Here is a 12,525-nt window from a genome sequence, read left to right on the forward strand (position 1 = left end):
GGTGGTATACCGAGCTCTGATACAAAAAACTTAATTTTGTAAACTGTCTAACTTTTTGGGGTCACACCAAATCTTGATCAGCCTCTTTTTCTTTAATTTATCGAGATACATGTAGAGAATGTTTTCTTTTAAGTGGTTTTCAAACCTCATCCTTTAGATACAGCTTTTTTACAGTTAAATTTTTATTTATGAAAGCATTTAAATTTACACTTCTTGTTTTGATTTTGGTTTGTACTTTAAGTGCTAAATCACAATTTTTAATGGATATTAATGGAAGACCTATAGTTTCAAAAAATTATGATAATATAGAAGGAGAACCTTATTATAATACAGAATGGTTACTAGGAAATGTTAAACTCGAGGATGGTACATTATATAGTAATTTGCGTCTTAAGTTTAATCAAATTGAAGATGATGTTTATTTTCAGGGAAAAGATAAAGAGGCTTTATATTTCTTGAAACCAGTTTCAGAATTTACCTTGCGTATTGTAAATGATAATAACACAAAAATTGTTTATTTTGTAAGGGGGATTAAAGGTTTACCTGATAATGCTTTCTGCCAAGTTCTTTTTAAAGGAAATACTCAATTAATTAAACGTGTTACCAAGGTTGTAATTTCTGTTAGTGAATATAATGCTGCGGTTCCGGTAAAAAAAATTGACGTTAATGAAAAGTATTATTTAATTTCTAACTCTACTTTAAGACGGATTAAACCCGACAAAAAATCTTTTATAGCCGCTTTAAGTGATAAGCAAAAGAAAATTGAAGATTACCTTAAAGTTAACAAGACTGATTTCAAAAACGATGAAGATCTGGCTAAATTGATCACTTACTACAACTCAATTTGAGAGGCTTGGTGTAAAGTAAAGGTTTGATCTGCTGGTGCTATGCTTTGGGGAATATTTTGAGAATCAACAGATAAGAATGTTTTAATTACATTCTCCGACCACTCATCCCTATTTCCATTAAAGATCAAAGTTCTGACTTTGATCTTTTTTTGTTTCAACAATTCCAACGACAAAAGCGTATGGTTAATACTGCCCAAATAATGTTTAACCACTAAAACTACTTCGGCATCAAACTTTTTTATTAAATCAATTATAAAATGAGTGTCATTTAACGGAACCATTAGGCCACCAGCACCTTCTATAATAAGTTGGTTGTTGGTTTGAGGTAAAGTGATGTTGTTTAGGTTAATGGTTATGCCGTCTAAAGCTGCCGACTTATGTGGTGAGAAGGGTTGTGTTAACCGGTAAGCTTCCGGGTGAAATTGAGACTCCTTATTAGAAATAAGCGAACGTACTTTCATCGTATCACTATTATTTAAATCGCCCGATTGTATAGGTTTCCAATAATCGGCTTTCAACTTTTCAACCAAAATGGCCGACACCACAGTTTTGCCGACATCAGTACCAATGCCCGTTACAAATAAGGGAGCTTTATTTAACATGTAAATTGATTTTTATCACATTAGTTAATTGTGTTATTTCTTCCGTGCTATTATGAGCATGCAGGCAAATTCTTAATCTTTCGGTACCTTCAGCCACAGTAGGACTCAAAATAGGCCTTACATCAAACCCTGCTTGCTGAAGGTTGCTTGCGAGATGTTTTGTAGGCTGGTTGCCACCAATTATTAAAGTTTGCACAGCACCCGAACTTTTGGATGATTGAGGTACATCCCCCATCAAACTTTTATATAATTCAATTTTGATTTGAAGTTCATCAATTATCAATTGCGATTGCGCTAATAAATGATAGCCCATTTTTATACTTGCCAGTTGGTGAATAGGGGCTGCCGTGGTATAAATAAACGATCGGGCAAAGTTAATAAGGTATTGCCGCAAATCATTGCTGCCCACAACTACGGCACCATGGCATCCTAAGGCCTTCCCAAAAGTTATAATTCTGGCGAAAACAGCGCTTTGTAATTGCAACTGGTTTACCAGGCCCTTATTAAATACCCCTAACGCATGTGCTTCATCTACTATTAAAACGGCATTATATTGCTTTACCAATTGTGCAATTGCTGTAAGTGGTGCAAAATCTCCGTCCATAGAATACACACTTTCAACCACCACGTAGCAGTTGCCATGTGCGGCTTTAAGCTTTTGCTCTAAATTGTGCAAATTATTATGTAGAAAACTATGCCGTTTGGCATGGCTTAAACGAATGCCGTCAATAATGGAAGCATGAGCCAGTTCATCGTGTATAACTGTATCGCCACGCTGCGGCAGGCTGGATAATAAGCCTAAATTGGCATCGTAACCCGAGTTAAATAATAAACATGCTTGCGCATCATGAAACCCGGCTATTAATTTTTCAAGGTCTTCGGCATAAATTGTATTACCCGCTAACAAACGTGAGCCTGTAGAACCGTTTAAAATGGTTGGATAATTCTGTAACTCTGCATTTATCATTTCTGATAACTCCAAAGAACGGGCAAAGCCCAGGTAATCATTTGAGCAAAAATCTATCAAATTATTTTGAACCTGCAATTTCCGGTAAGAACCTGCGTATTGCCTGCTCTGTAATTTTTGTTGTAAAAATTGTTGCGGGGTCAATTGATGTAATTTTCTGCTAAAATAAAAAAAGCGGCTCATCGCCGCTTCTTAAAAAATTATTTTTTGTTTGGAGGGGGAGGGTTACCACCACCTTGACCGCCGCCACCACCTTGACGGTTTCTCGCTTCAGCTTGCATTTTGTCAAATGCAGTAACTTGCTCAGCTGTAAGTAAAGCTTTGATCTTTGTATTGGTAGCTTCACGCATTGGGCGCATAGCTTGCATCCAAGCCTGTCTATCATCGCCGGCAGCGGTTCTGGCACTGTCCATTGATTTAGCTTGAGCCTGATAAATTACTAATGCTTTAGCAGCCTGATCATCGGTAAGCTTTAATGCGGTTTGCATTCTTTTTACCTGATCGGCAGGGTTGCCGCCCATTCTGCCGCCGCCACCACCACCTTGGGCAAAGCTAACCGCGCTTATTCCTAATACGAAACAGCACACCATTAAAATCTTTTTCATGTTTTTAAGTTTTGTTTAGTTTTTGATAAAGATATTGGGTAATGGTTTAATAACAAACATGTAACTTAATTGTTGCTTTGCAGCTTCGAAATGGATTTTTGCATTTCCGACATCATACTGGTTAAATTTTCTATGCTCGGCTCGGGGGTAGGCATAGGCAGGTGGGTAGATAAGTAAGCTTTGGCTTTCCAAATTTCTAAAATATCTTCACCGCTAACCTCGTAAGGGTCGTACACAGGGTTATCCGATAATAGTTTGAGTTTTTTATTGTCCCGGTATTTGTTACCTATACGCTTATACACTATGCCCTCGTTTTTTGAAAGCACTACATAGGTATCACCCGTTTTAACATCTCCCCAGTTTTCTACATACTCACCAATAATCACCGTTCCAGAAACTAAGGGCAACATGGAATCGCCTTTAATTTCAAAAGCCCGGTAAGTGCCTTGTTTAAACATAGGCAAGTAAAATTTAGGCAGCTGTGCTACATATTCCGGGTCGGCGTAACCATTCAGGTAACCGGCACTGGCTTTCACCGGCACCATTTCTATATTTTCATTATCTTCCTTATCAACAGAAATACTCAGTATACGCAGGTTGGCCGGGTTACCCTTAGGCTTCGGCGCCCATTTTTCGTTGATAGTTTCGTTAATAATATCATCTATACTGATCTCAAAATACAATGCTATTTTCTTTAGCAATTCGTACTTTGGGTCGGCACGGTCTTCCTCGTATGCACCTACTAAAGAGCGTTTAATGCCTATTTCATCGGCAAACTGCTGTTGTGTAAGACCTTTCTTTTTTCTGAGGAATTTAATATTTGTTGAAATAATTGACATAAATTTTGGAATTACTAAATTTGTTAGTAAGTTTATGCTCATAAAATTAGTAACAAATTTTCATTCAGCAAAATTTATTATCAGATGAAACACTTTATTTATATAATAACCGACAGAAACCGTACAAACCTGCATGTTGGCCTTTGTACTGATATGATGAAAACCATTCAGTTTTACTGCGATATGCCTACTTTGTTCTTTGAAAAGGCACAGCAGCTAAACCGTTTAGTATATTTTGAGGAAATGAATACCGAGGAGCAAGCTATGGACCGTTTTAAATTGATGAGCACTTTTACCCGTGCCCAAAAAGAAAAAATGATCAGATCTGTAAACCCAGACTGGATAGATCTGACCATTGGCTTAAAATTGGAAAGCAATATACGTGTGAGGCCTTATTTGCGTCCATCATTGGGCACTGCCAAACGTACTATTGCTTTTTAATGAATTTTAGCGCACCCGAATTCATGCAAAAGCGTTTACCGCCCCTATCTTCGGGTCCGTCATCAAAAACATGGCCCAAATGCAAACCGGTACTTTTTTCCACCACTTCCATTCGTTCTCCATCGGCATCGGTTATTACGGTAACTTTGTTATTGCTAACTGGTTTGGTGAAGCTCGGCCAACCTGTTCCGCTTTCAAATTTATCATCGGAGGTAAACAATACTTCACCGGTTGCAGCACTTACATAAACACCTTTTTCATGGTTATTGTAATAAGCATTATGAAAAGGGGGCTCGGTACCTTTTTCTACCATAATATGGTACTGATTAGGTGTTAATACCTTTTTCCACTCTACAGCAGGTTTACCCTTGGGTCCGGTAGCTGTTTTATTTTGTCCGTTACTATTTTCACAGCCAAATACCCCGGTTAAAGCAGTGGCTAATAATATGATCATTAACTTATTCATAATTATACAAACGGAAATATAACCCGTATAGTTTTGATGGTTATTTTATTTACAATGCCTTGTTTTTTGGTATCAAAACCTGTGTAGCTAAATGCATAACACCGTTGCTTTGTTCAATATTAAACTTACTAATAACGCTTTGTCCACCTTTTTCGTCAATCAAAACAATATTACGGTTACTATCAATACGTGCTAATAACTTACTTCCCGACAGGGTAAGCAAAACGGCTTCACCCTTACCATCCTTTATTTCCTTAGCAATTCTTTTTGCATTGTATTCACCAGAAACTATATGGTAACTCAAAATATTAATGAGCTCATACTTATGCGCAGGTTTAATTAAGGTATCCAGGCGTACACCAAATTTCGCTTTAAAGGCACTATCATTGGGTGCAAATAAGGTAAGTGGTCCACGGCTTTTTAATGTACCCACCAAACTGGAAGCCCGCAATGCTGTTAAAAAAAGTATATGACTTTTAGATTGTGTTAAATTTTCTACAAAATCCATAGCCGAATTCATGGGGGTACCCTCAACCATATTTATTTTACCTGCAGTACTTTTAGATCGTACCGAATCCTGGTAAGAAGAACCTCGTGGTGGGGCATTTTGAGCATAAACCATATTCATGAAAAAAAGCAGGCAAAGTACTGTTATTATACTTTTCATAAGTTCAAATATAACTACTAAATGGGAGCTGTGTTTGCAACTAACAAAAAAAGCGACCATTAGTCGCTTTTTTTGTTAGGATAGCTCTACCACCCTGGTGTAAAGTTTAAACCAAATACCGGCTTTTTAACATCGGTACGGTTAAACGGAAATGCGTAATAGGGTTCTAAAATTAATGCACCGAAAACGTTTACCCTTAAAGATATACCAGCACTTAAAGCTGGCACACGTTGTTTTGGGTTGTATGCAGCTACCAAAATCGGAGTTCCGTTTTCATCAACTGCCGGGTTGCCATTATTGTCCCTTGGTTGCTGAAAGCCAATAAAATCGGGGCTTTTTTGAAATTTTATCTGGTCGCCCTTATTCCAGGCCAAACCCGCATCAAAAAACAAGTTTAACTCGCTAAAAAAGAATTTTGATTTAATGGCCGAAAGTTTTTCGGGGCCGGTAAAAGGCAGTCTAATCTCAAAATTAGCTACGGCAACCCGCGAGCCCGATAGCTGATCAATCGTAAAACCATTGGTAGAAACCTGGTTGCCACTTCCATAAAAACTCTGACTTTCGTAACCTCTGATGAGGAAAGGGTAACCTATGTAATACGGATATAGCCCTGTGTCTTCACCAAAGCGCCCGAAGGTATTAAACCTGGCGGCAATGGTAACAGGCTTAACACGTAAGTATTTACGCACGTCGATTGTTGGTGAAAAGAAACGGTAGGAACCAAAGTCGTACTCAGCCTGTAAGCGGTAACGAAAACCGCTCAATGGCGATGCTATTCCAAAATAAGAATTATCACCTACTAAGGCGGCACTTACTTGTAGCAAAGTAATTGGCCTCAGAATTCCTACATTATTATACGGATCATTATTGTAGTCATTGTTAGATACCCGGTTTCGTTGAAAGTCAATATACCGTCCTACAGTATCATAATATGTGCTGTAACGGGTAACCAAATAAGAATTATGTGATATACCACCGCCAAACTCTGCCCGGGTTACTTTTGAAAACGGGTAAGCAGTAAATACCGATAGCTGATCCTGAAAAATACGGATGATATCATATCGTTCTTCAATTGCCGGGATACTTTGGTTGCCGGTATTATAAGTGCTCGGCACCACGTTGTAAGTAGCCAATTGGTAAGGAATGTGCGATAAGCCTCCACCAAAATTCCAGCGCCCTTGTTGTTTAATATAAAAAACCTGCGCACCAAAATCATAAATCTCGCCATTTACCGAAGCACCGGCATAGATTTGGTTACGTCCTAAAATATCACTGAATACGCCTTGCACACCGCTTGAAAGGCCCGCACCATAGCTGCCTGCACCAATACCAACGCCCACTCCAACACCGCTGCTGGCCAGGTAATCCAGCTTAAATTGCGGACGATAAGGGATATTTTGAATTGAATCTACCGGAATGCGCTGATACGACAGGAAGTTGTTAAGGTTAGAATTGATGAGATCTACACCCACAGCTTTAGGCGGTGGCAGCATGGCCGCATCAAAATTAGTTTCGGCACCATTAACCATTTGCGGTTTAAACTCGGATGCTTTGGCATTATACAAAGCATACTTTTGCGAACGGTAGTAGGAGTAAACCACATCGTCTTTAGCGGAAACGCTTAAAGCAGGCGAAAACTCTGTAATACCCGATATTCCGGTAAACAACTCGGTCATGCGTTCAACAGAGCCGGTAGTTTTGGTATAACGGTAGAGGTTACGGAAACCATCGCTGTTGGACAGAAAATAGATCTGCGTACCATCGGCCGAATATTGCGGGTTCATATTATTGGCCCCGTCAAAAACTTTTATATCCGTTACCTTACCGGTAGCTAAATCCAGTTCGGCCAAATTGAAGGTGATGGTATGTGTAGTAGCTACATCATAAGTTGAACGGTCGCTCGAAAAAATAATCTTCTTACCGTCTCGTGAAAAGCTGGGCTGGTAGTCGGAATACTTGTCATCGGTAAGCTGGGTAACTTTTTTGGTAGTAAAGTTGTACATGTACAAATCACTGTTACCGTTAGAGAGCGCCTGGAAAGCAACGTTATTACCATCGGGCGACCATGTTAAGTTACCAAATTGTTCGGCTTTGCCCATAGCAATATTTTGCAGCACTTTACCGCTGGGGATAGACACCACCAGCATGCGGTTACGCCCGCCACTAAAAATACTGAATGCGAACTTCTTTCCATCGGGCGACCATGCACCGGCCGATTCAATAAAGTTGAACTCGTCAATGTGCGTATTAGAGGTCTTGCTCGTGAGCCGCCGTACCACCTTTCCGGTTTGCGCATCGGCTAAAAAGAGATCGATGGAAAAAAGGTCTTTTTCGGACAGGAAAGCAATATACTTACCATCTGGGCTAACCGCGGGTGCCACATTCATTTCGCCCGAATTTTTATTATCGATAATGCGCTTACCTGTAGGAACTTGCGAAGTATCTTTTAGGTAAGGCTTGTACATATTTACAATGGAATTTTTCCAGAGATTGGATAAGGTCTTATCGTCGTAACCAAACGTGCGCCTGATGCCATATTCTAAACCAAAGCGGGCGGTATTTTTAAAGAAGGGTACTATAATGGTATCGCCATAGGTAGAGCCCAGGTACGACCAAAATGCTTCGCCGTAACGGTAAGGGAAATATTTGCCGCTTTCGGTTAAATCGCGAATGCTGGGAATGTCCTTATTTAAGTAGGCATCACGCATCCACATGGCCGTATAGGCATCTTTTTTACCCAGGGAGAGGTATTCGGCCATACCCTCTATCATCCATAAAGGCAGGTTATTTAAATTACCCAGGCTGGTTGTATCGCTTTCTAACAAAATATGGTACTGAAAAGCATGCACCAACTCATGGCCCAAAACATGCCGGGTAGTTTGGTTGGTTTCCATAATGGGCATTACCACGCGGTTCTTTAAACCTTCGGTAACACCACCTGTACCTACACTTATCTCTCCATCAATAGCGGTAGTTTGCTGAAAATCGGGATGATCGGCATATAATATGATGGGGTTAGGCCGTTTAAACGTATCACGAAAAACCTGTTGGTGCAGTGTGTACCAAAGCTCGCTTTCCTGCGCAAAACGCTTAAGCAAACTGTCGTTCTTCATGTAATAATAGATCTCGAAATGTGGGGTTTTGTAAACCTTGAATTTTAGGTTTTTATACCGCACCTTGTTCTGACCAAAATACTGGGCCTGTGTGGTTTCGCTTAGTAAACATGCACTAATAACGATAGCCAACAGGATGAAAGTTTTGTGGAGTTTACTTATAACCAAGTAAAATTTACTCATATAAATATATAAAACGTTGAGGTTAAAATTATTAATTTACGTTTACAATTTGCAATAAGTTGTTAATTATTATTAGAAGTAGTGTCTGGTGTCGGTAATATCAATCCACTATCTGCAGGTGCCAGTAAACTGTCTGTTACCGATGTGGTGTCTGCTACTATGCGCGGCGATGCGCACATGTAAGGTTTAGTAATTTTAACCCAGGGCTTAGGGAAAGGGCCATAGGTATAACCGGATTTAGGATCAGAATAAACCTTCTCCATAAATAAGCCAAAAATAGGCAGTGCCGTATGCGAACCTTCGCCGGTTGCCGAGGTGTTGAAATGCACGCTTCGGTCATCGGCACCAACCCATATACCTGTTATGAGGTCTTTAGTGATGCCCATGTACCAACCGTCTACATAGTCAGACGAGGTTCCTGTTTTACCGCCTATCTGGTTGCTGTTTTTCTCCCACAGGATAGGGTACTCCCATAAAGCCTGCGATGTGCCGCCCGGTTCTTCCATCCCGCCCCTGAACATATAAAGCATTAACCAGGCAGTTTCTTCGCTGATTACCCGGGTTGATTTTAATTCAAATTCTGCCAGCATGCTACCATTATGGTCGGTAATTTTAGTCACCAGCAAAGGGTCTATCTTTTCGCCTTTATTTAAAAAGGTACTATAGGCACGTACCATTTCATAAACCGATACGTCATTTGACCCCAATGATACCGATGGAACTGCTTTTAAGGGACTTTCGATGCCGCATTTGTGGGCATATTCCACCACTTTGTCCCAGCCAACCTTTTCGGTTATTTGAGCGGTAATGGAGTTTACGGATTTACCCATAGCCCAGCGTAACGACATTTCGCGGTATGTAAAATTGAAGTCGGCGTTGTTAGGCGACCAAACTTCCTGTTTACCGTCTTCATTGTAAGTTATGGAAACCGGCTTATCGGTAAATTTATCGCAAGGCGAGTAACCGTTATCGAGCGCGGTGAGGTAAGCAAAAGGCTTAAAGGTTGACCCCGCCTGGCGTTTAGCCTGGTTCACGTGATCGTACTTGAAATACTTGTTGTCAATACCGCCAACCCATACCTTGATCTTCCCTGATGATGGCTCTATGGTCATCATACCTGTGTTCAGGAGTTTAGCATAGTATTTTATAGAATCGATTGTGGAAAAAGTAGTATCCTGATCGCCTTTCCAGGTAAAAACCTTCATACGCTTTTGCTTTTCAAAATATGCCTGTATCTGTGCCGTATCGCCTTTGTATTTATTTTCCAGCAATTTGTATATCGGCAGGCGCTGTTCGTTCTTTAAAATGAAGTCTACAATTTCATTACCTTTCGAATCGCGCCAGGGATTTTTGCCTTTCCAAACATTGTTGAACCGCTTTTGCAGCATTTTCATTTTTTCGGAAACGGCTTCTTCTGCATATTGTTGTAATTTGGAGTCTATGGATGTATAGATTTTCAAACCGTCTTCATAAAGATCGTAATCATTGGCTTTCAACCATTTGTCCAGCCATTTTTCTACCGCACGGCGCAGGTACGAGTCACCCTGGCCTTCTTCTTCTATATAGCTTAAATTTAAGCCAACCGGTTGTTTAATGCCGGTAACATAGGCTGCTTTTTTTAAGAAACCATATTTTTCCATTTGCCCCAGCACTATATTGCGGCGTTCTATGGCTTTAGCCGGGTAACGGATGGGATTATAAGTAGAAGTAGCCTTTAACATCCCGATAAGCGTAGCGGCTTCGGTTACGTTAAGCGCTTCGGGGTTTTTATTAAAATATTTTAATGCAGCGGTTTTTATACCGAACGAGTTATTACCAAAAGGCACCGTATTAAAATACATTACCAGTATTTGCTGTTTGGTGTAAACATGTTCAATTTTAAAAGCAGTAAGCCATTCTTTGAATTTGAAAACCACCGTACGTACCACCGGTACATAGCTTATTAAGCCCTGCGATTTGCGTTTACGGGTTTTAAATAAATTTTTAGCTAATTGTTGTGTAATGGTACTGGCACCGCGCCTGTCACCTTTGGCGGTTGATATTAAACTGGAAAGAAAACCGTAGTAATCTACCCCATGATGCTTAAAAAAGCGCACATCTTCGGTAGCAACCAGGGCGTTTATTAAATTAGGCGATAAATTTTTATACTCTATTGGCGACCTGTTTTCTTTATAAAATTTAGCCAGTAATTTACCGTCGGCGGTGTAAACTTCTGATGAAACTGATAAAACAGGGCTTTTAATATCCTGCATATCAGGTTGATAGCCAAACAGGTTTAAAAAATTAAGTTCAATGGAGCAAAAGAAAATAATAACAAAATATATAAAAATAAGAAGGTAACGCAGAATAGGATTGCGGACACGTTTAAACATTGGTTGTATTTGTAAGTTATATAGTTAGCTTTTAGCTCACCAGCAAATAACCATAACGGATATTTTTCAGGTAAATTTTAAGTTAACTTCCTGCAAATCTATTTTATCTATGCAAAATATAACGAACAAATTTAAAATTACTGGTAATAAGAAAGTTTCATTAAAGGATTATGATACTTCTTTTACCGCCGGTTACAAAAAAGACGATGCCGAGGCTGTGCTGGCTGATCTGGTAGCCCAAACCGCCGATCTGCAAAACCAGCTTTACGCGGCCAACCAGGGCAGCTTGCTTATCCTGTTTCAGGCAATGGATGCGGCCGGTAAAGATAGCGCCATTAAACACACCATGTCTGGTGTTAACCCCCAGGGGTGCCAGGTTTATAGTTTTAAACAACCCAGTGCAGAAGAATATGACCACGATTTTTTATGGAGGCATAATAAAGCACTGCCCGAACGAGGTCGCATAGGCGTACACAACCGCTCGCACTACGAAAACGTACTGGTAACCAAAGTACACCCGGAGTATGTGATGAATGAGAATATACCCGGTATAAAAAGCCCCGAAGACTTGGATAAGGATTTTTGGAACAAACGTTATGAAGCCATCCGCAAGTTTGAAGAGCATTTAACTAACAGCGGCACGGTTATCATCAAATTCTTTTTACATCTTTCTAAAGATGAGCAAAAAGATCGCTTTTTAAAAAGGATAGAAGATACCAGTAAAAACTGGAAGTTTTCGGCGGCAGATTTAGAGGAACGCAAACTATGGAAAAATTATATGGAGGCTTATGAAGATGCTATTGCCGCCACATCAACATCAGAAGCCCCATGGTATATTATTCCGGCCGATAAGAAATGGTTCTCGCGCATCGCTATATCAAATGTGATAGTAGAAACCCTTAAAAACATGAAACTTAAATATCCTGAATTACCCGAAGAGGAGGCAGGTAAATTAAATGAGATCAAAAAAATGCTGGAAGAGGATTAAATCTTCTTCAGCATTGTTTTATTAACGGGTTATTAAAATCCTTCGTAAAAGTCGGCAATGCCACCAAAATATTCATCGTTCCATCCATTTACAATATCCTCATAAGCTTCGTCGGGTATGTTAGTATGTCGTAACTCGCACGAGGTGTGATCATGGTCGGCATGTAGCTTAATAGTAACAATAGATGGCTCATCTTGCCCATCGAAATACCATTGCTGCACAATTTTTTTACTTGGGTCAAACTCCAGGTTTTTACCGGTGATGCTACCTTCCCACAAACTAAATTCGCTACCGACTTCGGTCGACATTTCGGCGGGTTCGCCCGTCCATAACTGTAATGTTAACGGGTTGGTTAAAGCCGTATATATTTCTTCGGGCGTTGCACCTATGGAATAGTATTTTTTATAATCTTTCACGCCGCAAACTTAATAATT

Annotated in this window: 12 protein-coding genes; 3 read left to right on the plus strand and 9 right to left on the minus strand. The window is 39.9% G+C overall.

Annotated elements, in window-relative coordinates:
* The first annotated feature begins 188 nt into the window (after positions 1 to 188).
* Positions 189 to 848: a hypothetical protein gene (locus ACFQ3S_RS06975; protein ID WP_377162689.1), complete on the plus strand. Its 660-nt coding sequence runs from the start codon at positions 189 to 191 to the stop codon at positions 846 to 848.
* Here the strand turns inward: ACFQ3S_RS06975 and bioD are convergent.
* The 4 genes from bioD to ACFQ3S_RS06995 all read right to left on the minus strand — a co-directional run bounded on the left by bioD (position 833) and on the right by ACFQ3S_RS06995 (position 3,861).
* On the minus strand, positions 833 to 1,450 hold the full coding sequence (gene bioD / locus ACFQ3S_RS06980; protein ID WP_377162691.1) for a dethiobiotin synthase: 618 nt from the start codon (positions 1,448 to 1,450) through the stop codon (positions 833 to 835). The two genes, ACFQ3S_RS06975 and bioD, sit on opposite strands and share 16 nt — an antisense overlap.
* Positions 1,440 to 2,561, minus strand: coding sequence for an aminotransferase class I/II-fold pyridoxal phosphate-dependent enzyme (locus ACFQ3S_RS06985; RefSeq protein ID WP_377162693.1), 1,122 nt, complete (start codon positions 2,559 to 2,561; stop codon positions 1,440 to 1,442). Before ACFQ3S_RS06985 ends, bioD begins: the two co-directional genes overlap by 11 nt.
* Positions 2,562 to 2,617: 56 nt before the next feature.
* Positions 2,618 to 3,022, minus strand: coding sequence for a hypothetical protein (locus tag ACFQ3S_RS06990; RefSeq protein ID WP_377162695.1), 405 nt, complete (start codon positions 3,020 to 3,022; stop codon positions 2,618 to 2,620).
* A gap of 65 nt (positions 3,023 to 3,087) precedes the next feature.
* Positions 3,088 to 3,861 (minus strand): helix-turn-helix domain-containing protein, encoded by a 774-nt coding sequence (locus ACFQ3S_RS06995; RefSeq protein ID WP_377162697.1) that lies wholly within the window; start codon positions 3,859 to 3,861, stop codon positions 3,088 to 3,090.
* Between the two features lie 153 nt (positions 3,862 to 4,014).
* Here ACFQ3S_RS06995 and ACFQ3S_RS07000 point away from each other — a divergent pair, with 153 nt between their 5' ends.
* A complete protein-coding gene (locus ACFQ3S_RS07000; RefSeq protein WP_377162699.1) occupies positions 4,015 to 4,302 on the plus strand; it encodes a GIY-YIG nuclease family protein in 288 nt (95 codons plus the stop codon).
* Here the strand turns inward: ACFQ3S_RS07000 and msrB are convergent.
* From msrB to ACFQ3S_RS07020, 4 genes are all read right to left on the minus strand, one after another.
* Complete coding sequence (gene msrB, locus ACFQ3S_RS07005; protein ID WP_377162701.1) at positions 4,289 to 4,756, minus strand: peptide-methionine (R)-S-oxide reductase MsrB; 468 nt, start codon at positions 4,754 to 4,756, stop codon at positions 4,289 to 4,291. The genes ACFQ3S_RS07000 and msrB overlap by 14 nt on opposite strands.
* 61 nt (positions 4,757 to 4,817) lie before the next feature.
* Positions 4,818 to 5,435: a fasciclin domain-containing protein gene (locus tag ACFQ3S_RS07010; RefSeq protein ID WP_377162703.1), complete on the minus strand. Its 618-nt coding sequence runs from the start codon at positions 5,433 to 5,435 to the stop codon at positions 4,818 to 4,820.
* Between the two features lie 86 nt (positions 5,436 to 5,521).
* On the minus strand, positions 5,522 to 8,731 hold the full coding sequence (locus ACFQ3S_RS07015) for a DPP IV N-terminal domain-containing protein (RefSeq protein WP_377162705.1): 3,210 nt from the start codon (positions 8,729 to 8,731) through the stop codon (positions 5,522 to 5,524).
* Positions 8,732 to 8,793: 62 nt separating this feature from the next.
* On the minus strand, positions 8,794 to 11,103 hold the full coding sequence (locus ACFQ3S_RS07020) for a transglycosylase domain-containing protein (RefSeq protein WP_377162707.1): 2,310 nt from the start codon (positions 11,101 to 11,103) through the stop codon (positions 8,794 to 8,796).
* Positions 11,104 to 11,212: 109 nt separating this feature from the next.
* Here ACFQ3S_RS07020 and ACFQ3S_RS07025 point away from each other — a divergent pair, with 109 nt between their 5' ends.
* On the plus strand, positions 11,213 to 12,091 hold the full coding sequence (locus ACFQ3S_RS07025) for a polyphosphate kinase 2 family protein (protein WP_377162709.1): 879 nt from the start codon (positions 11,213 to 11,215) through the stop codon (positions 12,089 to 12,091).
* Between the two features lie 32 nt (positions 12,092 to 12,123).
* Here ACFQ3S_RS07025 and ACFQ3S_RS07030 read toward each other — a convergent pair whose 3' ends face one another.
* The gene (locus ACFQ3S_RS07030) at positions 12,124 to 12,507 is read right to left on the minus strand and encodes an SRPBCC domain-containing protein (RefSeq protein ID WP_377162711.1); all 384 of its coding nucleotides are present in this window, start codon (positions 12,505 to 12,507) and stop codon (positions 12,124 to 12,126) included.
* Between the last annotated feature and the right edge of the window lie 18 nt (positions 12,508 to 12,525).

The organism is Mucilaginibacter terrae (genome assembly GCF_042679325.1).
Classification (GTDB): domain Bacteria; phylum Bacteroidota; class Bacteroidia; order Sphingobacteriales; family Sphingobacteriaceae; genus Mucilaginibacter; species Mucilaginibacter terrae.